Origin of the sequence: Evtepia gabavorous (assembly GCF_003425665.1) — a bacterium.
Classification (GTDB): Bacteria; Bacillota; Clostridia; order Oscillospirales; family Oscillospiraceae; genus Evtepia; species Evtepia gabavorous.
The window spans coordinates 1-24,608 of sequence record NZ_QQRQ01000021.1 but is presented as its reverse complement, the minus strand read 5'-3'; the positions used below and the strand labels follow the sequence as shown (position 1 = coordinate 24,608).

Here is a 24,608-nt window from a genome sequence, read left to right as displayed (position 1 = left end):
CGGTGAACGGCCCCGGGGAGGCCGCCGCCGCCGACGTGGGCATTGCCGGGGGGAATGGGAAGGGAATCCTGTTCCGCCATGGGGAAGTGGTGCGGCAGGTGCCCCAGGAGGAGCTGCTGGATGCGCTGATGGCGCTGATTGAAGAGCTTTGAACCCCACACCGCCCCCCGCCCAGGGCTTGTCCCCCCACAGCACAATTTGCCATTTTTGAGAAGGGAAGTCACCTATGCCAGAGAAAAATCTGCCCTTTTTTGAGATGTTTTTTCAATACCGCCCCGCCCCCGCCCTGGCCGCTGTCCTGACAGGCTGGCTGGTCACCGGCGCGGTGCTGGACAGCCAGAACCGGACCATTGAGGCCAAGCTCCTCTGCCCCCGGCTCCCGGACCCCGCCGTTCTCCGGCAGGTGGAACGGGAGCTGGCCCAGGTCTATGGCCTGTCCGCTGTGACCTTCCACCCGGCCTGCGCCCAGGCAGCCCCGGCGGACGCGCCCCCCCCGCCGGAAGCCCCGGCGGCTGTCCCGCCCGCCCCGGCGCCGAAGGAGACCCCGTCGGAGGAGACCCTCTCCCAGCAGGAGCGGCTGTTCCGCCAGACGGAGGCCCTGCGCCAGAAGGCCATGGCGGAGGCCCGGGCGGCCCACAAGCAGGCCCAGGGCTTTTCCGCCAAGCGGATCTACGGCACCCGCCAGATCAAAAAGGCCCCCAAGCCCATGAATACCCTGGAGCTGGACATGGGGGTGGTCACCGTGGAGGGGGACGTCTTCGCCGTGGAGCACCGGGAGCTGAAAAAGCGCAGTGCCTGGGTCATCAGCTTTGACATCACCGACTACACCAGCTCCATCCGGGTGAGCAAGTTCATGCCCGGGGACGAGGGACTCCCCATTGTGGAGGGGGTCAAGACGGGGATGCACCTGAAGATCTCCGGCCGGCTGAACCTGAACCGGTTTGACAACGACATGGTCCTGGAGCCCCTGATCATTGAGACGGCGGAGAAGCCCGTGAAGAAGGACAACGCCCCGGAAAAACGGGTGGAGCTCCACCTACACACCAAGATGTCCCTGATGGACGCCCTCACCGACACCAAGGACGCGGTGAAGCGGGCCATTGCCTGGGGCCATCCCGCCATCGCCATCACCGACCATGGTGTGGCCCAGTCCTTCCCCGATGCCTGGAGCGCCGGCAAGGACAAGCTGAAGGTCCTGCTGGGCACCGAGGCTTACTATATCAACGACGTGGACGACCGCCTCACCGTCCGGGGCCCCCAGGACCAGGACCTGGACGGGGCCATCGTCTGCTTTGACCTGGAGACCACGGGCCTGAGCCGGACCGAGGATGTGATCACCGAGATCGGCGCGGTGGTCCTGGAGAAGGGGCAGGTGAAGGAGCGGTTCCAGACCTTTGTGGACCCCCAGCGGAAGCTGGCCCCCAACATCGTCCAGCTCACCGGCATCACCGACGACATGCTGGTGGGGGCCCCCAGCCAGGAGGAGGCCCTGCGGGCCTTTCTGGCCTTTGTGGACGGCCGCCCGCTGGCCGCCCACAACGCGGAGTTTGACATCGGCTTTGTCCGGGCCGGGTGCGAGAGGTACGGCATTGCCTTTACTCCCACCTTTCTGGATACCCTCCCCCTGGCCCAGAACCTGCTGCCGGAGCTGGGCAAGTACAAGCTGGACATCGTCTGCCGCCACCTGAACCTGCCGGACTTCAACCACCACCGGGCCTCGGACGACGCGGCCATGGTGGGATATATGCTGGTCCCCTTCATCCAGATGCTCCGGGACCGGGGGGTGAACACCCTCCAGCAGGTAAACCCCGCCCTGGCCAAGACCAGCTCCCTGGGCAAGGCCAAGCGGATGCCCAAGCACCTCATTGTCCTGGCCAAAAACCAGACGGGCCTGCGGAACCTGTACAAGCTCATCTCCCTGGCCCACTTGAACTATTTCAAACGCTTTCCCATCATGCCCAAGAGCGAGATCAACCGGAACCGGGAGGGCCTCATCCTGGGCTCGGCCTGCGAGGCCGGGGAGCTCTACCAGGCCATCGTCCGGGGCAAGGACTGGGAGGAGCTGCTGCGGATCGCCTCCTGGTATGACTACCTGGAGATCCAGCCCCTGTCCAACAACGGCTTCATGGTCCGCCCGGACAAAAACGGCAGGACCATCGCCCGGGACTGGGAGCAGATCCGGGAATGGAACCGCACGGTGGTCCGCCTGGGGGAGGAGCTGGGCAAGCCCGTCTGCGCCACTGGGGACGTCCATTTCCTGGACCCGGAGGACGAGGCCTACCGCCATGTGCTGCTGGACACCAAGGGCTTTGACGACGCCGACGCCCCCAACCCCCTGTACTTCCGCACCACGGAGGAGATGCTGGCGGAGTTTGCCTACCTGGGGGAGAAGAAGGCCTATGAGGTGGTGGTCACCAACACCCAGCTGGTGGCCTCCTGGTGTGACAACGTCAAGCCTCTGCCCGACGGGCTCTTTGCCCCCAAGCTGGAGAACTCCGCCGAGGAGCTGTACAACCTGGTCTGGGGCAAGGCCCACGAGCTCTATGGGGAGGACCCGCCCCAGATCGTCAAGGACCGAATCGAGCTGGAGCTGCCCGGCATCATTGAGCGCAAGTACGATGTCATCTACATGTCCGCCCAGAAGCTGGTCCAGAACTCCCTGGAGCACGGCTATCTGGTGGGCTCCCGGGGGTCGGTGGGCTCCTCCATTGTGGCCTTTCTCTCGGGGATCACCGAGGTCAACTCCCTACCTCCCCACTACCGCTGCCCCAAGTGCAAGCACGCGGATTTTGCCGCCGGGGAGGCCTATGGCTGCGGGGCGGACATGCCCGACCAGGTGTGCCCCGTGTGCGGGACGCCCTATGTGAAGGACGGTTTCAACATCCCCTTTGAGACCTTCCTGGGCTACGGCGGCAAGAAGGTCCCGGACATCGACCTGAACTTCTCCGGGGAGTACCAAGCCAACGCCCACAAGTATACCTTTGCACTCTTCGGGGAGGGCCACGTCTTCCGGGCCGGGACCATCGGCACCGTGGCGGAGAAGACCGCCTATGGCTATGTGAAGAAGTACCTGGCCGCCCGGGGTCTCCAGGTGACCAAGGCCGAGGAGAACCGCCTGGCCATTGGCTGCACCGGGGTCCGCCGGACCACCGGCCAGCACCCTGGCGGCATGGTGGTCATCCCCCAGGACCGGGAGATCTACGACTTCTGCCCCGTCCAGCACCCCGCCGACGACACGGGCACCGACATCATCACCACCCACTTTGACTACCACAAGATGGAGGATAACCTGCTGAAGCTGGACATGCTGGGGCACGACGACCCCACCATGATCCGTATGATGGAGGACCTCACCGGGGTCAACGCCCAGGAGATTCCCCTGGACGACAAGGACACCATGACCATCTTCACCAACTCCGCCCCCCTGGGGTACGAGGACGACCCGATTTTGGGCCCCACCGGGGCGGTGGCGGTGCCGGAGTTCAACACCAAATTCACCCGCCAGATGCTCTGCGACACCCAGCCGGAGCGGTTCAACACCCTCATCCGCCTGTCGGGTTTCTCCCACGGCACCGATGTGTGGCTGGGCAACGCCCGGGACCTGATCGTCTCCGGCACGGCCACCGTTGACTCCACGGTGGGCTGCCGGGACGACATCATGCTCTACCTGATGGAGCAGGGGGTGGAGCCCAAAATGGCCTTTGACATCATGGAGGCGGTGCGAAAGGGCAAGGTGAAGAAGGGGGGCTTCCAGGCCGGCTGGGAGGAGGCCATGCGGGAGCACAACGTCCCCGACTGGTACATCGACTCCCTGGCCAAGATCGGCTACCTCTTCCCCAAGGCCCACGCGGTGGCCTACGTGATGATGGCCTTCCGCATCGCCTGGTTCAAGGTTCATCGGCCCCTGGCCTTCTACGCCGCCTATTTCTCCATCCGGGCCAAGGCCCTGGACGCCACCTGCATGTGCCGGGGCATGGAGGTCTGCCGCCAGAAGATGAAGGAGATCGAGGCCAAGGACAAGGAGGCCGCCGCCGTGGAGGAGGACATGATGGTCACCCTGGAGGTGTGCTACGAGTTCTATCTCCGGGGCTTCCAGTTTGAGGACATCGACCTCTACCGCTCCGACGCCACCAAGTTTCTCATGGACGGGGAGAAGGGGACCCTTTTGCCCCCCTTCACCGCCATCCCCGGCCTGGGGGAGACAGCGGCCATCTCCATTGTGGAGAACCGGGTGGGCCGGACCTTCATCTCCCAGGAGGAGCTGCTGGCCGCCTGCCCCAAGGTCTCCAAAACCCACGTGGAGCAGCTCCGGGACGCCGGCGCCCTGGGCACCCTGCCGGAGACCAGTCAGATGAGCTTGTTCGGGTGAGCTTGCGTTTCGACAGCTGCCCGTAGAGAAATCCCTCTTTCCGCCGCCGGCGGAAAAAGGGGTTTCTCTTTTTCTTTTTTGAGAAAAAAGTAGAAAATAGAGGGAAAATGTGATATCATTTTGATAGATTCGTGCAGAACATGCACAAAGGAGGAAAGAGAATGAAAGTAAAAAGACGCGTGTGCAGCGCGGCCCTGACCCTGGCAATGACCCTCTCTCTGCTGGTGACCATGGTCCTGCCCGCCGGGGCGGTGGACTACGCCGGGGGCAGCGGCACCCGGAACGATCCCTACCTCATCGCCACGGCCCAGCAGCTGAAGAACTTCCGGGACCAGGTGAACGCCGGGGACCGGGACCTGTGCGCCAGCCTCATCGCCAACGTCGATCTGGCCGGCCAGGACTGGGACCCCATCGGCCTGAGTTCGTCGGGATACGTGGGGACCTTTGAAGGCAACGGCTACGCCATTCGGAACCTGAAGATCAGCCGCCTTTCCGCCGGCACCAGCACCGGGGGCAGCACCCTCTGGGGGGGCGGGCTGTTCGGCATCGTGGGCAAGGGCGGCGTGGTCCGGGGGCTCAATGTGGACGGCACCATCTCCACCCAGGATACCGTGTCCCATCACCCTGACATCGGCGCCATCGCCGGGGGCAATCTGGGCACCATTGAGGAGTGCTTCGCCACCGTGACTCTGCGGGACTTCCACCTCACGGTAGATTCCTCCTCTCAGAGCGGCCGGGTGAACATCGGCGGCATCGCCGGGGCAAACGCCGGCACCATCCGCAACTGCTATGTGGTGGGCTCCATGGACGCCACCGTGACCTTTGCCCGGACCGATAGGGAACTGAACATGGGCGGCCTGGTGGGCCAGACCTATCAGTCGGGGGCCACACTGGAGAACGGTTACAGCGCTGTCACCATCCGGGCCAACACCAACGGCCGGGCCCAGATCGGCGGCCTGCTGGGCCACCTGGACGCCAGCGGCACCTACCGCAACCTCCACGCCAACGGAGACCTGTGCACTGCCCTGCTGGGCAGCGGCAGCGCCAGCCGCCTGACCGGCTGCACCCTCCTGGGCACCGGGGCCATGAAGCAGGCCTCCTTTGCTGCCCAGCTGGGCAGCGCCTTTGCTGCCGACACCCAAAAGGTCAACCAGGGCTATCCCATCCTCCAGGTTATGGCCTATGATGAGGAGAGCGGCTGGTCGGAGTGGTTTGAGGACGAGGCCATGGGGGACAACATCAACCAGGAGATTTTTGACAGCCTCATCCCCGCCGAGCTCCAGAACCGGGACCTGACCCGGGACATCACCAGGGCGGAGTTCTGCGCCGTGTCGGTGCGGCTGTACGAGCAGATGGGCGGCCAGAAACTGGACGCGGCTGCCCTGGACAGCCCCTTCGCCGACACCGGCTCGGATGCGGTGAAGAAGGCCTACGCCCTGGGGATCACCAACGGTGTCTCGCCCACGGCCTTCGCCCCCTACACCCACATCAGCCGGGAGCAGCTGGCCACCATGCTCACCCGGGTGTACAAGGCCCTGAACCTCCCCGGCTGGACCCTGGCCACCGATGACCAGTACACCTTAGATTACAGCGGGACCACCCCCTTCGCCGACGACGGGGACATCAGTGCCTATGCCAAACCCAGCGTCTATTTCATGGTGAAAAACCAGGTCATCAAGGGGACCTCCCCCACCACCTTCTCCCCCCGGAACGTCACCGCCGCCCAGGAGGCCATTGGCTACGCCAACGCCTCCCGGGAGCAGGCTCTCATCATGGCGGTGCGGATGTTCCAGAAGCTGTGAGGACAGTGAAAGCCTGTGAGAGGACAGAAAACAGCGCGGGCCCGCCATCGGCGGGCCCGCGCTGCTTCTCTGCTTGCTTTCCGCGGGGTCAGTTGATTTTCAGGGTCTCCCAGAGGGTGTTCACATAGTCCAGCATCTCATTGGAGAGGTTCCGGTAGGCCAGGGTGTTGTACTGCTGGGCAAAATCCCCCAGGTCGGGATAGAGGATTTCCATGGCCTCCTGGCCCATGTCGGCCTGGTAGGTCTCGCTCTCATAGACCAGGGCGTTGGGGGAGGCGTAGGAGATGTACTCGGCGTTGGCCACCGCGGGCTCCTCGCTGAGCATGTAGTTGATGAAGATTTCCGCCAGCTCCTGGTTCTGGCAGCCGGTGGGGATGCACATGGCGTCAATGAAGTAGTTGGTGGGTTCGGGGTAGTAGAACTGCAGGTCCACGTTCTCCGCCTGGGCCTCGGCCATGGTGAAGTAGTCCCCGGCGTAGTAGGCACCGATGGCGGCCTCCCCGGACTCCAGGGAGTTGAAAATCTCATCCATCACGTAGCCCTTCACCAGGGGCCGCTGGTCCAGCAGGGTCTGGAGGGCCTGGTCCCACTGGGCCTTGTCGGTGGTGTTCACGTCCAGGCCGTCCTTGTACATGGCCGTGCCAAAGGCGTCCCGGGAGTTGTTGAACTGGAGAATCTTGCCGGCGTACTTCTCGTTCCACATCAGGTCCCAGCCCTGGGCGTCGGCGGGGTCCACCTGGTTGGCGTCGTAGATAATGCCCACCACGCCGTAGGTGTAGGGGACGGAGTACTGGTTGTCCGGGTCATAGTAGAGACCCTGGAAGCCCTCGTGGATGTGCTGGTAGTTGGGGATGTTGTCAAAGTTCAGGGGCTGGAGCATCCCCTCGTCTTTGAGCCGGGCGATCATGTAGTCCGAGGGGATGATGACATCGTAGCTCACCGCGCCGCTTTTGAGCTTGGCGTACAGGTCCTCGTTGCTGGCGTAGGTGGAGTAGTTGACCTTGACCTTCTGGCCGTAGGTGCTCTCATACCAGTCCTCAAAGGCGTGGATGGTGTCCAGGGAACCGTCGGAGCCGTCGGAGATGTACTCTCCCCAGTTGTAGACGTTCAGGGTCAGGGTGTCGGAGCCGCCGCAGCCGGTCAGACACAGGCTGAGGGCCAGGACCAGCGCCAGGGCAAGGGCAGAAAGCTTTTTCTTCATGGGGTGTCCTCCTTTTTGTGGTTCATGGGTGGGTGATGGAAGCCGCCTTGGCGGCAGAGCATCCAGGGGTTACAGCCGGAGCTTCCGGCGGGCTCTGGGCCGGGCCGGGTCCTTGTCGTCCCGGTCGGACAGGTTGGACAGGAGCAGCAGGATCAGAATGACGAAGAAGATCAGGGTGGCCAAGGCGTACATCTTGGGGGTCACCGTCTTTTTGGTCATGCTGTAAATCCGGATGGGCAGGGTCTCAAACCCGTTGCCGGTGGTAAAGTAGCTGATGACAAAGTCATCCAGGGAGAGGGTGAAGGCCATGATGAACCCGGTGAGAATGCCCGGGAAGATCTCCGGCAGCTCCACCTTCAGAAAGGCCTTCAGGGGAGGGCAGCCCAGGTCCATGGCGGCCTCCGGCAGGGCCGGGTCCATCTGGCGCAGCTTAGGCAGCACCTGGAGGATGACAAAGGGCAGGCAGAAGGTCACGTGGGCGATGAGGATGGTGCCGAAATTCAGGCTGGTGGACAGCCCCATCATCTGCCCCACAAAGACGAACATGAGCATCAGGGAGATGCCGGTGATGATCTCGGGGTTGACCATGGGCAGGTTGGTCACGGTGTTCATGGCCGCCCGCATGTACTTGCTGCGCAGCTTGTTCATCCCCACCGAGGCGGCGGTACCCAGGACGGTGGAGAGGATGGCCGCGCACAGGGCCAGCACCAGGGTGTTCCGCAGGGCCTCCAGGGTGTTGGAGTCCTGGAAGAGCTCCTTGTACCAGTACAGGGAAAAGCCGGAGAAGACCGACAGGCTGTTGCCGCTGTTGAAGGAGAAGACCAGGAGGATGGCGATGGGGGCGAAGAGGAAGAGGAAGATAATGGCGGTGTAGACTTTGGCAATGGGTTTCATGGGTTACAGCCCTCCTTCCACGTGGCGGCTGGCCAGCTTCCGCATGACGGCCATGCACACCAGCAGCAGGATCATCAGGATAAAGGCGATGGCGGCGGCAAAGTGGAGGTTGTTGGCCACGTACTGGCCCTCAATCACGTCGCCGATGAGCATGATCTTGCCGTCGCCCAGCTTTTGGGAGATGTAAAAGGTGCTCACCGAGGGGATCAGCACCATGGTCACCCCGGAGATCACCCCGGGCAGGCTCAGGGGCCAGATCACCCGGCGCAGGACCCCCAGGCCGTTGCAGCCCAGGTCCCGGGCGGCCTCAATGAGCTTTTCGTCCATCTTGGCCATGATGGAGTACAGGGGCAGGATCATGTAGGGGATGTAGTCATAGACCATGCCGATGACCACGGCCGCCTCCGTGCCGATGATGTGGACGTTGGGCAGATGGAGCAGGGTGAGGAAGTTGTTGAAAATGCCCGTGTCCTGCAAAATGGTCATCCAGGCGTAGGTGCGGATGAGGAAGTTCATCCACATGGGGATCATGATGATGGTCAGGAAAATCTTCTGGGTTCTGGGCTTGGCCCGGGCCATGATGTAGGCCAGGGGATAGGCCAGCACCAGGCAGATCACCGTGGAGATCACCGCCAATTTCAAGGAGCGCCAGAAGATGAGCAGGTAGGTGTGCACCTCCGCCGAGGAGCCGTCCTCCTGGAGGACGCTGGAGGTGGCGGTGAAGAACCGCTGGACGTTTTCCAGGGTGAACTGGAAGTTGTTGTCGGTGAAGGCGTAGTAGGCCACAAAGACCAGAGGGACCAGGATAAACAGGAGGGCCCAGAGGGAGTAGGGGCCCAGGGCCGCGTAATCGGCCCGGAGCATCCTGCGCCGGTCCCGGGTGACGGTGTGTTTCATTCGGCTTCCTCCTCCGCGATCTCGGACAGCTCTTCCAGCTCGTTGGAGAAGGAGGAGTAGTCCCCGTACCGGTTGGAGTACTCGGACTTTTTCATGATGTGGATGGCGTCAGGCTCCAGCACGATGCCGATGTGCTCGTCCACGTCCACAAAGTCCGTGGTCTGGACCATCCACTTAAAGCCGCCCACGTCCACGATGATCTCATAGTGGACCCCCATGAAGGTCACGGAGGTGACCACCCCGGTGAGCTGGCCCTGTTCCAGGGGGACAATGTCCACGTCCTCCGGCCGGACCACCACGTCCACCGGGACATTCCGGCCAAAATCCTTGTCCAGGCAGGGGAAGGTCTGGCCGGAGAAGGAGACCTTGTAGTCCTCCAGCATGGTGCCGTCCAGGATGTTGCTCTCCCCGATGAAGTCGGCCACGAAGGCGTTCTGGGGCTCGTTGTAGATGTCGATGGGGGTGCCGATCTGATGGATCTTTCCCTCGGACATGACCACCACCGTGTCGGACATGGACAGGGCCTCCTCCTGGTCGTGGGTGACAAAGACGAAGGTGATGCCCGTCTGCTTCTGGATCTTTTTCAGCTCCACCTGCATGTCCTTGCGCAGCTTCAGGTCCAGGGCCCCCAGGGGCTCGTCCAGCAGCAGGACCTGGGGGCGGGCTACCAGGGCCCGGGCGATGGCCACCCGCTGCTGCTGGCCGCCGGACAGGCGGGTGACAGCGCGGTTTTCAAAACCGCTCAGGGCCACCAGAGAGAGCATCTCGTGGACCTTGGCCTCAATCTCCCCCTTGGGCACCTTCTTCTCCCGAAGGGGGAAGGCCACGTTTTCAAAGACGTTCAGGTGGGGAAAGAGGGCATACTTTTGAAAAACAGTGTTGACGTTCCGTTTGTAGGGGGGCACGTCGTTGATTTTCTTGCCCAGAAAGAGGACATCGCCCTCATCAGGGGTCTCAAAGCCGCCGATGAGCCGGAGCATGGTGGTCTTTCCGCAGCCCGAGGGGCCCAGCAGGGTGATAAACTCGTTGTCATAGATGTCCAGGTTGACGTTCTGGAGCACAGGCTCCCCGTCAAAGGCTTTGGTGATGTTTTTCAGCTCGATGATTTTTTTCATACACGGCCCTCCCAAAAACACAAAAAAAGTGACTGCACGCCGGCGGCATACAGTCACTTGGAAAAGCTCCACAAAGCATCCCTGGGCAGGGAAGAGGAGGGTGGAGAATCAGGGGATGAGAGTCTATATAGCAAAGAAACTTACTTTTACTACTCTTATTGACCATTTCACAAGTTTGCATGCCCGTGGAGGCGCTGCGTGCTCGGCTGAGCACCGGTTTATAGTTACCAACTTATAAAACTTGGGCTTTGAACCCAATCAATAAGGCAACAGAAGTTGCCGCCGCATCATGCGGAACTCGGCATTCGACCCGGCTGTCCGTGTGGCCTTGGCCACGGGGCGGGAGACCCTGTGGCGGTCGTGTCTTGCTTTGGAAAGACTCAAAACCTGATTTTCCAATTTAAGATATGGGCGTATTTTAGCAGAAAAAAATCCCCCTGTCAAGGAAAAGAATTTTTCGTCGAGAAAATGCCTCTCCTGTCACGGGTGCAGGGGGACGTGGGGGAAGTAGTCTGTCACGAAATCCACCTGGTCCACGGTCCACACCCGGCCGTTGAGGCCGGCCAGACAGCCGGCATCGGTGGTGAAGCGGAAGGCCAGCTGGTAGGAGCAGAGGGCCTGGCCCCCGGTGCGGCCGTACTTTTTGTTCTCCCGGGCCCGGCCGTATTTCCCGTCCCCCAGCAGGGGATGGCCGGCGGCGGCGAACTGGGCCCGGATCTGGTGGGTGCGGCCGGTGACCAGGCGGCAGGCCACCAGGGACAGGCCGTTTTTCTGGGCCAGGGTTTGGTAGAGGGTCACAGCGGTGCGCCCGCCGGGGACGGGGGTTTTGTGGACGGAGACCAGCTTTTTGGCCTCGTCCTTGAGCAGATAGCCCTCCAGCCTGCCCGCCGGGGGGGTGATGGCCCCTAAGATGATGCACAGGTAGGACTTCTCCACCTCCCGGTCCCGGATCTTCTGGTTCATCACCCGCAGGGTCTCGGCGTTCTTGGCGGCGATGACGATGCCCCCGGTGTTCCGGTCGATGCGGTTGCACAGGGCGGGGGCGAAGGCATTCTCCTGCCTGGGGTTCCACTCCTTTTTCTGATAGAGGTAGGCCTGGATGTGGGTGAGCAGGGTGTTGACCTTCTCCTGCTCGTCCGGGTGGACCACCAGTCCCGGGCGCTTGTTCACCAGCAGAAGGTTCTCGTCCTCATAGACAATGTCCAGCTGGGGCTTGAAGACCGACAGAAAGGCGTTTTCCGGGGTGGGGGTGTCAAAAAACTCGTCGTTGATGTACAGCTGAAGCACATCCCCCTGGACCAGGCGGGTGTCCCGCTTGGCCCCCTTGCCGTTACACTTGACCCGCTTGATGCGGATGTATTTCTGGGCCAGGGGGGCCGGCAGGAGGGGCAGGGTCTTGGCCAGCCACCGGTCCAGCCGCTGGCCGGCGTCGTTGGGGCCTATGGTGAATTCCCGCATGGGAGCACAACCTTTCTCCGATGAATTTCCTCTTGACGCCGGCGGGGAAGGGGTGTATCCTACTTTGTTGGCGGCGGTCCAGAGGAGACAAGCTGGGATTCCGGTGCCTATTATACCATGAATTTGCGAAAATTGAAGAAAAGTATTTGACAAGGGCGTTTTTTTTTGCTACAATATCCCCTGTACCATGTGAGGAGTATGCTATGCGACTGAATCTTCAACAGATCATGCATGTGCCCGGGGCCAGCATCCCCTTTGCCTTCCAGCTGGATCTCAGCCAGGAGGCATTTTTTGGGGAGTATCCCATCTCCCGGCCGGTGACGGTGACGGGGCACGTAAAGAACGTGGCGGATGTGCTGATGCTGGAGGGCGAGGCCAAGTCCCTTCTGGACTACACCTGTGACCGGTGCATGTGCCGATTCAGCCGGGAGAAGGCGGTCAGCCTGCGCTTCCTCTTGGCGGAGACGCTGGAGGGAGAGGACGACGACATTGTCCTGCTGGACCAGGGCGAGGTCGATGTGGGGGAACTGGCCTACACGGCCTTCATTCTCGATATGGACACAAAACACTTATGCTCAGAAGACTGCAAGGGACTTTGCCCCGGCTGCGGCGTCAACCTGAACCAGGCGCCCTGCCGGTGTAAGAAGCAGGCCGATCCCAGATGGGCCGCTCTCGAGCAGCTACTTAATAAAAACTGAGTAGTAACCAATCCACTTTGCCCGACAGGGCATCACCAAGGAGGTGTCTCGAAATGGCGGTTCCGAAGAGTAAAGTCTCGAAGCAGAGACGGGATAAGCGGCGTGCCAACTGGAAGCTGGCAGCTCCCGCAGTCACGACCTGCCCCAAGTGCGGTGCGTATCGGCTGCCCCACCGGCTGTGCAAGGCCTGCATGACCTACGACGGCAAGGTGTTCGGCCAGGTTCCGGTACAGCAGGAGAACTAATAGGGAAAAAGAAAGAGGGGGAAGCCCCTCTTCTTTTTTTCTCCTTTTCGCGCCTGGCCAGGCGCGGACCACCAAGGAAAGGGAGGCGGGGACCATGTCCCGGACAAAGATCCAGTCGGTGGCCCCTGGCACCCCCGCCCATCAGGCGGGGGTCCGGCCCGGGGAGACCCTGCTGGCCATCAACGGCCATCCCATTGTGGATGTGCTGGACTACAAATACTATGCCTACGACCCCGAGCTGGTCCTCCAGCTCCGGTCGGAGGCGGGGGAGCGGACGGTGGAGCTGTCCAAGGACGTGGGGGAGGACCTGGGGCTGACCTTTGCCACCTACCTTATGGACCGGGCCCGCTCCTGTGCCAACAAGTGCGTGTTCTGTTTTGTGGATCAGATGCCCCAGGGCATGCGGGACACCTTATATTTTAAGGATGACGATGCCCGGCTGTCCTTTCTCATGGGCAATTACATCACCTTGACCAACCTCAGCCGCCGGGAGCTCCAGCGGATCTGCGACCTGCACATCTCCCCCATCAATATCTCCGTCCACGCCACGGACCCGGCGGTCCGCCGCCTGCTGCTGGGCAACCAGCGCCGGGGCGGGGAGTGCCTGGAGATCATGGAGCAGTTTGCCCGGGCGGGGATCGTGATGAACTGCCAGATCGTGGCCTGTCCCGGCCTCAACGATGGCGGCGTGCTCCAGCGGAGTATGGAGGACCTGGCGGCCCTCTACCCCCAGGTGAAAAGCGTCTCCGTCGTCCCCGTGGGCCTGACCCGGTACCGGAAGGGGCTCTATCCCCTGCGGCCCTACACCGTAGACGAGGCCCGGGAGGTGGTGGGCCAGGTGGAGGCCTACGGGGCCCGGTGCCTGGGGGAGAAGGGGAGCCGGATTTTCTGGTGCTCCGACGAGTTCTACCTCCAGGGGGAGCTCCCTCTGCCCGAGGATGCATTCTATGAGGCGTACACCCAGCTGGAGAATGGGGTGGGCATGCTCCGGCTGCTGGAGGTGGAGCTGAACGGCGCCGCCCTGGGGGCCCCTCAGAATATCCCGGTGGCGCCCTTCTCCATCGCCACCGGTGTGGCCGCCGCCCCCTTTCTGCGGGAAATCATTGACAGGGCGGCCGCAAAATGTCATACTAAATTAGATTATCAAATTTACCCCATTGTCAACCACTTCTTTGGGGAGACCATCACCGTGGCGGGGCTGCTCACCGGCCAGGACCTGCTGGCCCAGCTCCGGGGGAAGGACCTGGGGACCCGGGTGCTTCTGCCCCAAAATACCCTGCGCCATGGGGAGACGGTGTTCTTGGATGACATGACCTTGGAGGAGCTGTCCCAGGGGCTGGGGGTGCCGGTGGTGCCGGTGAACCAGGATGGGTTTGACCTGTTTGAGGCGGTGTTTGGGGTGTAGTGCCGGCGCTGGGGTTCTGTGCTGTGGGGGCCCAGCGCCGTTGGAACGGCGGGGAACGGGGCCTGCCCGGCCGGGGCCCCATTTCTTGAGAAGAAATGGGGGAAAGAATCCCCGGGGGAGGAGGTTCCTCCCCCGGGACCCCCTTCTCTGGTGGGGTGGTGTGGGGGAGGCTGTACTTCTGACGGGATACCTGGCCTGCGGCCCTCACACTGGAAGGCCCGTAACGGCCCGCCCACCGGCTGGGCGGGCTGGGGACGTGGGTAGGTACCCTTTGGGCGAAGGCAGAGAGGAACCGTTTGGTTTCCCGCTTTCTCCTCCCGTCAACAAACCACTTCTCCCGCCCGCCCGAGCCGGTGGGCGGGCCATGAGGCGTTGGTCTTAGAGGCCGCAGGCCAGGCCCCTACCTGACGGAACCACCTTCCCCCGTTTCCCCCACCAGAGAATGGGGTTCCAAGGGGAAGGAACCTCCTTCCCCTTGGTGTTCTTTCCCCTATTTCTTCAAAGAAATAGGGCCCCGCCCGGGAGGGCCCCGTTCCCGCCCGTTCCAACGGCGTGGAGGAAGAACTCCACAACGCCCTCTACCTGTACCCCACAGCCACAACCAAAGCAACTGAATTGATTACGAGGAGGAATCTGCGATGGCAAAACCGCTGGTCGCCATTGTGGGCCGCCCCAATGTGGGCAAGTCCATGCTCTTTAATAAACTGGTGGGCCGACGTCTCTCCATTGTGGAGGACACCCCCGGCGTCACCCGGGACCGTCTGTACGCCGAATGTGAATGGCGGGGACGGACCTTTGACATTGTGGACACCGGCGGCATTGAGCCGGGCACCACCACGGAGATCCTGTCCTTTATGCGGAAGCAGGCGGAGATCGCCATTGCCAACGCCACGGTGATTGTTTTCCTGTGCGATGTGAAGACCGGCCTGACCGCCGCGGACCAGGACGTGGCCAACCTGCTGCTCCGGGCCCGGAAGCCGGTGATCCTGGCGGTGAACAAAATGGACCAGGTGGGCATGACCAACCCGGATATCTATGAGTTTTACAACTTGGGGCTGGGGGACCCCATCGCTGTCTCCGCCGTCCACGGCCACGGCACCGGGGACCTGCTGGACGCCTGCTTTGCCCATTTTCCCCCGGAAGAGGAGGAAGAAGAGGACCCCGACCTCATCAAGGTGGCGGTCATCGGCAAGCCCAATGTGGGCAAATCCTCCCTCATCAACCGGATTTTGGGGGAGGAGCGGGTCATCGTCTCCAACGTGGCCGGCACCACCCGGGACGCGGTGGACAGCTATTTTGAAAATGAGGTGGGTAAGTTCCTCTTCATCGACACCGCCGGCATGCGGAAAAAGGCCAAGGTGAGCGACCAGATTGAGAAGTTCTCGGTCCTCCGGGCGGCCATGGCCATTGAGCGCTCCGACGTCTGTCTGATCCTCATCGACGCCAACGAGGGGGTCACAGAGCAGGACACCAAGGTGGCCGGCATGGCCCACGAGTCGGGCAAGGCCTGCATCATCGTGGTCAACAAGTGGGACGCGGTGGACAAGGACGACAAGACCATGGACCGTATGCGCCAGGACATCCGCCGGGACCTGTCCTATATGACCTATGCCCCCATCGTCTTTATCTCGGCCCTCACCGGGCAGCGGGTGCCCCGGCTGTTCCAGCTGATCCAGTACGTAAACGACCAGGCGTCCATGCGGATCACCACCGGCATGCTCAACAGCCTTCTGGCCGATGCCACCGCCCGGGTCCAGCCCCCCACGGACAAGGGGCGGCGGCTGAAGATTTACTACATGACCCAGGCCGGGATTCGCCCCCCCCATTTCGTCTGCTTCTGCAACGATGCCAAGCTCTTCCACTTCTCGTACCAGCGGTATCTGGAAAACCAGATTCGCGCCACCTTCGGCCTGGAGGGTACCCCCATCCGGCTGACCATCCGGCAAAAGGGCGACAAGGAGGACTGACACCATGGGGGAATTCTGGATTCGCGCGGTGGCCGCGGCGGCCATCGCGTATTTCTGCGGCTGCTTCAACGGGGCGGTCATCGTGTCCAAATACATTCTGCGGGACGATGTGCGCACCCATGGCAGCGGCAACGCGGGGCTGACCAACTTTTACCGCACCTTCGGCGGCCCTCTGACCTTTGGGGTCATTCTCACCGACGTGCTCAAGGCCATTGTGGCCCTGGTGGTGGGCGGCTGGCTGCTGGTGGGCCATCTTCCCGCCGGCCTGCCCGGCCCCCAGGAGGCGTACAGCGACTACTGGGCGGGCCTGTTCTGCCTGCTGGGGCACATGTTCCCCTGTATGTTCCAGTTCAAGGGGGGCAAAGGCATTCTGTCCGGCGGGACCATTGTGATTATGATTGACTGGCGGGTGGCCCTGGTGGCCTGGGGGGGCTTTCTCATCCTGGTGCTGCTGACCCGTTATGTGTCCCTGGGCTCCAGCTCCACAGGGGTGACGGTGCCCATTTCCACCTGGCTGGTCTATCACGACGGGATCTTGCTGCTGCTGTCTATCATCATCGGCGGTCTCATCCTCTGGAAGCACCGGGGGAACATCCAGCGGCTGCTGGCGGGGACCGAGTCCAAGTTCTATTTCCATAAGAAAGTAAAGTGAGGTGCCAGTCATGAAAATTGCTGTGTTGGGCAGCGGCGGCTGGGGGACGGCCCTGGCCATGCTGCTGGCGGAGAACGGCCATACTGTGACCCTGTGGTCCTACCTGGAGGAGGAGTCCCGGCGGCTCCAGCAGACCAGGGAGAACCCCCTTCTGCCTGGCGTGACCCTGCCGGAGAGCCTGTCCTACACCTGGGACCTGTCCTGCGTGCGGGGCTGCGGCGTGGTGGTCATGGCCACCCCCTCCTTCGGGGTGCGGTCCACGGCGGAGGGCATCCGGGGGATGCTCACCCCGGAGACCATTCTGGTCTCGGTCTCCAAGGGGATTGAGAAGGGGAGTTCCCTGCGCATGACGGAGATCATCCGCCAGGCCACCGGGGACCTCTGCCCCGTGGTGGCCCTCTCCGGTCCCTCCCACGCCGAGGAGGTGGCCCGGCGGGTGCCCACCGCCGTGGTCTCGGCCTGCCCGGACCAGGCGGCGGCGGAGACGGTGCAGGACCTGTTTTTGAACGACCGCTTCCGGGTGTACAGCAGCAGCGACGTGGTGGGGGTGGAGCTGGGCGCCGCCCTGAAAAACGTCATGGCCCTGTGCACCGGCTGCTGCACCGGCATGGGTTATGGGGACAACACCAAGGCCATGCTCATGACCCGGGGCCTGGCGGAGACCGCCCGGCTGGGGGTGGCCCTGGGGGGGCGGCGGGAGACCTTCGCCGGCCTGGCGGGGATGGGGGACCTGATCGTCACCTGCACCTCCATGAACTCCCGAAACTACCGGGCAGGCATCCTCATCGGCCAGGGCATGCCCGTCCAGCAGGCCATCCAGGAGATCGGCGCCGTGGTGGAGGGCTACTACGCCGTGGACTCCGCCCGGGAGCTGGCCAAGCGGGCGGGGGTGGAGATGCCCATCACCCAGGCCGCCTACCAGGTGCTCTATGAGGGACGGGACCCCAAGACGGTGCTCCAGGAGCTCATGCGCCGGGAAAAGCGCCACGAGATGGAAGAGACCTGGATCTGACCTGAGCCGGCGTCGGAATTTTCAGAAATCTGCAAAATAGGACTTGCTTTTTGTCCCTGTTTCTGGTATTATACTAACCGATGCTTTTTCAATAACAACACACGGAGGGGAGATTTTTCCCGCCGTGGAGTCATAAACCAGCGAGGAGGTTCAAGCGAATGGCTAAATGTGAATTTTGTGACAAGGGCGTCGTGTTCGGCATTCAGGTTTCCCACTCTCACCGCCGCTCCAATCGTCCCTGGAAGCCCAACGTGAAGCGCGTGAAGGCGGTCGTCAACGGCACCCCGAAGCACGTCTATGTGTGCACTCATTGCCTCCGTTCGGGCAAAGTTACCCGCGCTGTCTGATCTGACAATCCAAACCCGATAAAAAGCACAGGCCACCGCCTGTGCTTTTTTGTTTTCCGCCCCCGGGGGCCCTTCTCTTGCCAAGGTTCCCCAAGCTATGGTATAATACCCAGGCAAGCACCCCAACGTCCCGCCCCGGGGCCCCGGCCCCAGCGACACGGAAGAGGAGGAATTATGGCATCTCAGTCGGCAATCAAATTGACCAAACTGGTCGAACGGTTCGAGCTGGAAGTGCTCAACCAGGGAAAAAACTACGATCGGTGTCTCATCCGCGCCGATGACATCAACCGCCCCGCCCTGCAGATCCTCGGCTTTTTTGACTACTTCGCCCCGGACCGCATCCAGGTCATCGGCAAGGTGGAGTGGACCTATCTGAACAACCAGAGCCCGGAGGAGCGCCGGAAATGTTTCGACGCCTTTTTGGAAAAGCCCATCCCCGCCCTGATCCTCACCCGCAGCCTGGAGCCCTTCCCGGAGCTCATGGAGATGGCGGTGAAGCACAAGCGGACCATCCTGCGCAGCAAGGAGGACACCTCCCTGTTCATCCCCAACTTCACTGACTGGCTCAAGGCCCGCCTGTCCCCCCGGATCACCCGCCACGGCGTGCTGGTGGATGTCTACGGAGAGGGGGTCCTCCTCATGGGGGAGTCCGGCGTGGGCAAGAGTGAGACCGCCGTGGAGCTGGTGAAGCGGGGCCACCGTCTGGTGGCCGACGACGCGGTGGAGATCCGCCACATCGGCACCCGCCTGGTGGGCTCGGCCCCGGAGCTCATCCGCCACTACATTGAGCTGCGGGGCATCGGCGTGGTGGACATCCAGCAGCTCTTCGGCATGTCCGCGGTCCGGGAGGACCAGGACATCAACCTGGTGGTCAACCTGGAGCAGTGGAATGACCAGGTGTTCTATGACCGCCTGGGGACCAATGAGGAGTTTACCACCATTTTGGACATGAAGATCCCCGCCATCACCATTCCCATCAAGCCCGGCCGGAACTTGGCCATCATTGTGGAGGTGGCGGCCATGAACAACCGCCACAAGCGGATGGGCTACAACGCGGCCCAGGAATTTGCCAAGCAGCTGGACGCCCATTTTGAGCAGATGATGCTCAGCTCCCAGCTGGACGCGGCGGACGACTATGACGAATATGAGAGCCTCAGCGGCGAGGAGGAGGAATAAGCCCTTGAAACCACACAACCGATCCCGCCTGGCCGCCCTGGCCCTGGCCGCTGCCCTGGTGGGCAGCCTGTTCCTGTCCTCCTGCGGGAAGGAGAAGTCCCAGTCCCCCCAGCAGGTGCCCCAGGAGCAGACAGCCGCAGTCAATGTGAACTACGGCATCTCCAACCCCTGGGATTCCCTGATGCCCTATTACAGCGTCTCCGGGAGCAACTATGCCCGGATCATCTACGATAAGCTCTATGACCGGCTGGCCTATGTTCAGGCCGACGGAACCTGCCAGCCCCGAGCTGCGGAGCGTTGGGAGAGTGCCGATGACGGCTATTCCATTGTATTTTTCCTGAACCAAAAGGCGGCCTTCCACGACGGAACCCCAGTGACTGCCCAGCACTGGGTGGACACCATCACCCTGGTGACCAATCCCGCCTGCCAGACCCTGGGCCGCACCACCTTTGCCGGCCTGGCCGGCACCGACGAGACCGGGGCCGCTGTGGCCGGGGAAAAGCTGGGGGTGGAGGCGGTGGATGAGTACACCCTGAAGCTCACCTTTACCTCCCCCACCCTCCCGGAGGAGTTTTTGGTGGACAAGAACCGGGACATCTATGTGCTGCCCACCCATCTGCTCCAGGATATCCCCCCGGAGGAACTGATGACCGATGACTTCTGGCTGGCCCCTGTGGGTTCAGGCCCCTGCCAGTATGTCTCCGAGGTTTCCGGCAGCACCTTGGTGCTCAAGAGCAACCAGAACTACCAGCTGGGAGCCCCGGGGTTTGACACCCTCACCATCACGGTGATGGACAAGGCCAACCTCCTCACCGCCCTCATCGCCGGGGACCTGGATTACTACACCTTCGGCGGCAGCGTCTCCGAGGAGAACCGGCCGGTGGCGGAGAAGGCGGGCTTCACCGTACAGGCCGGGGAGGTTCCCAGCACCTTCTATGAGCTGATGATCAACAACGAGTCCATTGCCAGCGCGGACCTCCGCCATGCCATCGAAAAGGCCCTGGACAAGCAGCTGCTGTGCCAGCAGAACAGCGGGACCCTGGGGACGGTCACCAACTCCAGCATCCTGCCGGACACCCCCTATTCCGGCCCCAGTGACCTGACGACCTATGACCCGGACCAGGCCAAGCAGCTGCTGGACAAGGCGGGCTATCAGGGGGAGACCTACACCCTGGCCTGCACCAGTGCTCGGGCCAGCCTGGCGGCTTTGATTCAGCAGAACCTGGCGGCGGTGGGCATTCAGGTGGAGATTGAGACGGTGGACTCGGCCACCATGTTCGCCGGCATGAACGACGGCACCTATGACCTGGCCGTGGCCAGTCATACCCCCACCACTCTGCCCCTGTGGTTTACCGGCAGCCGCTTTACCCCCGACCACAACATTTTCCGGGTGGCGGACCTGAGCCACTACACCACGCTGCTGGACGCCATCAATCAGGAGACCCACGAGACCGCCCGAATTGACCTGGTGGACGAGTTTGAGGCCTATTTGGACCAGGAGAAGCCCTTTATTCCTCTGTGGTTTACCCATGCCCTGCATGTGCAGTCGAAGACGGTGACGGGGATTGACTATCCCGCCGCGTCCTGCTGCAATGAGAATGTCTGGCAGTGGGAGAAGACGGCCTCGTAAAGGCAGAGCTTTGACGCTGCGTTCTGCGGCGGCGGGGGCGTTGCGGGTTTTCTCCCACGCCGTTGGAACGGCAGGGAACGGTGGCTTGCCCAGCCGGGGCCCCATTTCTTGGGAAGAAATGGGGGAAAGAACCCCAGAGGGAAGAGGTTCTTCCCTCTGGACTCCCTTCTCTGGTGGGATTGGGTGGGGGGAGGCTGTACCTCTTATGGGATACCCGGCCTGCGGCCCTCACATTGGAAGGTCCGTAACGGCCCGCCCACCGGCTGGGCGGGCTGGGGGCGTGGGTGGGTACCCTTTGGGAAAAGGCAGAGAGTAACCGTTCGGGTTCCCGTTTTTCCTTCCGTCAATAAACCACTTCTCCCGCCCGCCCGAGCTGGTGGGCGGGCCATGAGGCGTTGGTCTTGGAGGCCGCAGGCCAGGCCCCTACCTGACGGAACCACCTTCCCCCGTTCCCCCCACCAGAGAATGGGGTTCCAAGGGGAAGGAACCTCCTTCCCCTTGGTGTTCTTTCCCCTATTTCTCCAAAGAAATAGGGCCCCGCCCGGGAGGGCCCCGTTCCCGCCCGTTCCAACGACGTAGGGAGAACCCCACAAGCTCCCCCACCCGGACAAGCCGCCATTCAAACGGCGCCGGGCCCTGCTGTTCCACGGCGCGGCGCCCCAAAGAATGGCAAGCGGCATCGCCGCATTCGAATTTAACCTCCGTAAGGCCCTTTTGGGGGCCTGTGCCCGTTCGGGCCGGAAGTGTAGGAGGAAGCAATTTTGGCACAGTATCTTGTAAAACGTGTTCTGGGTGCGCTCCCGGTGTTTTTCGGCATCACCCTCCTCGTCTTTTTTCTCATGAATATGGCCCCCGCCACCATTGCCGACCTGGCGGGGGGGGAAGACGCCTCCAGCGCGGCCGCCCGGGCCGCGCTGGAGGCGAATCTTGGTCTGGACCAGCCCCTTCCCGTCCGCTACGTGCTGTGGCTGAAGGAGCTGCTCACCGGGGACCTGGGCCTGTCCTACCGTACAGGTCAACCGGTCCTGGGCATGATCGCCCAGCGGGTGGGCCCCTCCCTGATCCTTACGGGGACGGGAGTGGCGGCCGCGGTGGTGATCGGCATTCCCCTGGGGGTGATGGCCGCCTGGAAGCCCCGCTCCCTCTGGAGCCGGCTGGCCGGCGGGCTGACTCTGCTCAGCTTCAGCGCCCCGGGCTTTTTTTTGTGTGTACTGGCTATTTTTTTCTTTTCCGTGGTCCTGGGCTGGCTTCCGGCGGCGGGGATGTACTCCGCCGCCGGCGGAGGCGGCCTGGGGGACCTGCTGCGCCACTTGGTGCTCCCGGCCTCGGTGGTCTGCCTGAGCAGCCTGGGCAACCTGGTGCGCCAGACCGCCAGCGCCTGCGGGGAAGTGCTGGGAGAGGACTACATCCGCACCGCCCGGGCCAAGGGTCTGCCCGAGTGGGCGGTGGTTTGGAAGCATGGCTTCCGCACGGCACTGCTGCCGGTGGTCACCACCATCCTCAACCATATCCCCCATATCATCGGGGGCTCCCTGGTGGTGGAGCGGATCTTCGGCTGGCCGGGGATGGGCAGCCTGCTGTTTACCTCGGTCTCCAGCCGGGACTACACCGTGATTATGGGCCTCACCGTGGTCATTGCCCTGACAGTGCTGGCCACGGGCATCCTCATGGACCTGGTCTACCGGCTGGTTGACCCCGGCGTGGGATGGGGAGGTGAGGGACGATGAAGCCACTGCGTTCCTTTTGGCGGGTCTTTTGGTCGGACCGCCGGGCGGCGGCAGCCGCGGTGTTTCTGCTGGCGGAAATTCTGCTGGTGCTGCTGCTGCCCCTCTTTCTGGGCCAGGACCCCAATGTGACAGATCGAACCGCCGGCTTCTGGGCGCCGCCCAGCCCGGCGCACCTGCTGGGTACCGACGAGGCCGGGCGGGACCTTTTGTCCCGGCTGCTGGCGGGGGGACGGGTCTCCCTGCTGGTGGGATTTGCCTCCGCCGCCCTGGGCGGGGTGCTGGGGGTCCCCCTTGGGCTGCTGGCCGGCTATAAGGGGGGGAAATGGGAATACTGGATCATGCGGGCCTGTGATACCTTCCAGTCCTTTCCCAGCATCCTGTTGGTGCTGGCCATGGTGACCCTGCTGGGGCCCTCGGTGTGGAACATCATCCTGGTCATCGGCGGCTTGGGCTGGGCCTCGGTGGCCCGGCTGGTGTACAGCGGCACCCTATCGGCCAAGAAAGCCGAGTATGTGGAGGCCTCCCGGGCCCTGGGGGCCACAGATCGGGAGATTCTGTTCCGCACCATTCTCCCCAACGTGGTGGCCCCGGTGTGGGCCTCCCTGCCCCTGAAGGTGGTCCGGGCCATTCTGTCGGAGTCCAGCCTCAGCTTTTTGGGGGTGGGACTGCGGACCCCCCAGGCCTCCTGGGGCAACCTGACCCAGAGCGCCATGGAGCTGGTGACCCTCACCACCCGCCCCTGGGCCTGGCTCCCGCCGGGGCTGTGCATTGTGGCCACCGGGCTGGCGCTGCTCCTGGTGGGGGAGGGGCTGCGGAAGGCCCTCAACCCCCGCAACCGATGAGGAAACCGATTGCCTTTTGGGCGCAAAAGGTGTAAAATAAACCGTTCCGAATTGTATGCAATCCTATGACAGCCAAACGGAGGTGCTGCCTGATGAGAAAAACGAAGATTATCTGCACGCTGGGTCCCTCCACGGATTCCCCGGAGATTCTGCAGGCCATGATGGAGAACGGCATGGACGTGGCCCGGTTTAACTTTTCCCATGGAAGCCATGACGAGCACAAGCGCCGCTTGGAGGAGCTCAAGGCCCTGCGGAAGAAATTGAATCTCCCTGTGGCCGCCCTGCTGGACACCAAGGGCCCGGAGATCCGCCTGAGAACCTTTGAGGAGGGGAAGGTCACCCTGGAGGCCGGCCAGCACTTTACCCTCACGGCCCGGGAGGTCATCGGTACCCAGGAGATCTGCAGCGTGAGCTATAAAAATCTGGCCCAGGATGTCCACGTGGGCAGCCAGATCATGCTGGACGACGGCCTGATCAGCATGAAGGTGGTGGAGCGCACCGAGACCGATGTCCTCTGCCTGGTGGAAAACGGCGGCCTGGTAAAGGACCGGAAGGGGGTCAATGTCCCCGGCGTCCATCTGTCCATGCCCTACATGAGCGCCCAGGACCGGGCGGACATCCTCTTCGGCATCCAGGAGGGGTTTGACTTCATCGCCGCCTCCTTCTGCCGCACTGCCCAGGACGTGATGGAGATCCGCCGCCTGCTGGACGAGCACCACTCGGACATCCGGATCATCGCCAAGCTGGAGAACCAGGAGGGCGTGAACAACGTGGACGAGATTCTGGCTGTGGCCGACGGGGTGATGATCGCCCGGGGGGACATGGGAGTGGAGATCGACTTCACCGAGATTCCCGTCATTCAGAAGGACATCATTGCCTATACCCTGGGGTACGGAAAGCACGTGATCACCGCCACCCAGATGCTGGACAGCATGATCACCAACCCCCGGCCCACCCGGGCGGAGATCACCGACGTGGCCAACGCTGTCTATGACGGCACCTCCGCCATCATGCTCTCCGGGGAGACCGCCGCTGGCAGGTACCCGGTGGAGGCGGTGAAGACCATGGCGGCCATTGCCAGCCGGACTGAGGCGGACATCAACTACTTTGGCCGGATGCGGAACATGACCCCGGACATCCGCCTGGGCATCGGCGGGGCCACCGCCCATGC

General features: G+C 62.8%; 19 protein-coding genes and 1 pseudogene. 15 read left to right on the top strand and 5 right to left on the bottom strand.

All coding sequences use genetic code 11. The features are described from left to right. From DV520_RS10005 to DV520_RS09995, 3 genes and pseudogenes are all read left to right on the top strand, one after another. Nucleotides 1-152: pseudogene (locus DV520_RS10005) on the top strand (flavodoxin-dependent (E)-4-hydroxy-3-methylbut-2-enyl-diphosphate synthase); the annotation flags it as partial. 74 nt (nucleotides 153-226) lie between these two features. Continuing rightward, a complete protein-coding gene (locus tag DV520_RS10000) occupies nucleotides 227-4,369 on the top strand; it encodes a PolC-type DNA polymerase III (protein WP_117142616.1) in 4,143 nt (1,380 codons plus the stop codon). Between the two features lie 161 nt (nucleotides 4,370-4,530). Continuing rightward, complete coding sequence (locus tag DV520_RS09995) at nucleotides 4,531-6,171, top strand: S-layer homology domain-containing protein (RefSeq protein WP_165850088.1); 1,641 nt, start codon at nucleotides 4,531-4,533, stop codon at nucleotides 6,169-6,171. A gap of 88 nt (nucleotides 6,172-6,259) precedes the next feature. On the opposite strand, the gene DV520_RS09990 is transcribed toward DV520_RS09995, so the two are convergent. From DV520_RS09990 to DV520_RS09970, 5 genes are all read right to left on the bottom strand, one after another. Further along, complete coding sequence (locus DV520_RS09990) at nucleotides 6,260-7,372, bottom strand: ABC transporter substrate-binding protein (RefSeq protein ID WP_117142614.1); 1,113 nt, start codon at nucleotides 7,370-7,372, stop codon at nucleotides 6,260-6,262. A gap of 69 nt (nucleotides 7,373-7,441) precedes the next feature. Next, nucleotides 7,442-8,266: an ABC transporter permease gene (locus tag DV520_RS09985; protein ID WP_021918716.1), complete on the bottom strand. Its 825-nt coding sequence runs from the start codon at nucleotides 8,264-8,266 to the stop codon at nucleotides 7,442-7,444. Between the two features lie 3 nt (nucleotides 8,267-8,269). Further along, entirely contained in the window at nucleotides 8,270-9,163 is an 894-nt protein-coding gene (locus DV520_RS09980; protein ID WP_021918717.1) for an ABC transporter permease, read from the bottom strand. Beyond that, nucleotides 9,160-10,278: a spermidine/putrescine ABC transporter ATP-binding protein gene (gene potA / locus DV520_RS09975; protein WP_021918718.1), complete on the bottom strand. Its 1,119-nt coding sequence runs from the start codon at nucleotides 10,276-10,278 to the stop codon at nucleotides 9,160-9,162. The genes DV520_RS09980 and potA overlap by 4 nt, the downstream gene beginning before the upstream one ends. A gap of 480 nt (nucleotides 10,279-10,758) precedes the next feature. After that, nucleotides 10,759-11,736 (bottom strand): RluA family pseudouridine synthase, encoded by a 978-nt coding sequence (locus DV520_RS09970; protein ID WP_117142613.1) that lies wholly within the window; start codon nucleotides 11,734-11,736, stop codon nucleotides 10,759-10,761. Nucleotides 11,737-11,939: 203 nt separating this feature from the next. Between DV520_RS09970 and DV520_RS09965 the strand changes: the two genes are divergently transcribed. From DV520_RS09965 to pyk, 12 genes are all read left to right on the top strand, one after another. After that, nucleotides 11,940-12,434 (top strand): YceD family protein, encoded by a 495-nt coding sequence (locus tag DV520_RS09965; RefSeq protein WP_117142612.1) that lies wholly within the window; start codon nucleotides 11,940-11,942, stop codon nucleotides 12,432-12,434. Between the two features lie 53 nt (nucleotides 12,435-12,487). Next, nucleotides 12,488-12,679 (top strand): 50S ribosomal protein L32, encoded by a 192-nt coding sequence (gene rpmF / locus DV520_RS09960; RefSeq protein ID WP_021918721.1) that lies wholly within the window; start codon nucleotides 12,488-12,490, stop codon nucleotides 12,677-12,679. A 94-nt stretch (nucleotides 12,680-12,773) separates the two neighbouring features. Further along, nucleotides 12,774-14,084 (top strand): DUF512 domain-containing protein, encoded by a 1,311-nt coding sequence (locus DV520_RS09955; RefSeq protein WP_117142611.1) that lies wholly within the window; start codon nucleotides 12,774-12,776, stop codon nucleotides 14,082-14,084. Nucleotides 14,085-14,722: 638 nt separating this feature from the next. Next, on the top strand, nucleotides 14,723-16,051 hold the full coding sequence (gene der / locus DV520_RS09950; RefSeq protein WP_021920250.1) for a ribosome biogenesis GTPase Der: 1,329 nt from the start codon (nucleotides 14,723-14,725) through the stop codon (nucleotides 16,049-16,051). A gap of 4 nt (nucleotides 16,052-16,055) precedes the next feature. Beyond that, complete coding sequence (gene plsY / locus DV520_RS09945; RefSeq protein ID WP_021920249.1) at nucleotides 16,056-16,703, top strand: glycerol-3-phosphate 1-O-acyltransferase PlsY; 648 nt, start codon at nucleotides 16,056-16,058, stop codon at nucleotides 16,701-16,703. 10 nt (nucleotides 16,704-16,713) lie between these two features. Continuing rightward, nucleotides 16,714-17,715: an NAD(P)H-dependent glycerol-3-phosphate dehydrogenase gene (locus tag DV520_RS09940; protein WP_021920248.1), complete on the top strand. Its 1,002-nt coding sequence runs from the start codon at nucleotides 16,714-16,716 to the stop codon at nucleotides 17,713-17,715. Between the two features lie 158 nt (nucleotides 17,716-17,873). Next, the gene (rpmB, locus tag DV520_RS09935; RefSeq protein ID WP_021920247.1) at nucleotides 17,874-18,062 is read left to right on the top strand and encodes a 50S ribosomal protein L28; all 189 of its coding nucleotides are present in this window, start codon (nucleotides 17,874-17,876) and stop codon (nucleotides 18,060-18,062) included. 174 nt (nucleotides 18,063-18,236) lie between these two features. Continuing rightward, nucleotides 18,237-19,238, top strand: coding sequence for an HPr(Ser) kinase/phosphatase (gene hprK, locus DV520_RS09930; protein WP_117142610.1), 1,002 nt, complete (start codon nucleotides 18,237-18,239; stop codon nucleotides 19,236-19,238). Between the two features lie 4 nt (nucleotides 19,239-19,242). Beyond that, complete coding sequence (locus tag DV520_RS09925; protein WP_242984684.1) at nucleotides 19,243-20,868, top strand: ABC transporter substrate-binding protein; 1,626 nt, start codon at nucleotides 19,243-19,245, stop codon at nucleotides 20,866-20,868. Between the two features lie 761 nt (nucleotides 20,869-21,629). Beyond that, entirely contained in the window at nucleotides 21,630-22,595 is a 966-nt protein-coding gene (locus DV520_RS09920; protein WP_117142608.1) for an ABC transporter permease, read from the top strand. Beyond that, on the top strand, nucleotides 22,592-23,437 hold the full coding sequence (locus DV520_RS09915; protein WP_117142607.1) for an ABC transporter permease: 846 nt from the start codon (nucleotides 22,592-22,594) through the stop codon (nucleotides 23,435-23,437). The genes DV520_RS09920 and DV520_RS09915 overlap by 4 nt, the downstream gene beginning before the upstream one ends. Nucleotides 23,438-23,529: 92 nt before the next feature. Beyond that, on the top strand, nucleotides 23,530-24,608 hold a 1,079-nt coding region (gene pyk / locus DV520_RS09910; protein ID WP_117142606.1), incomplete at its 3' end, for a pyruvate kinase.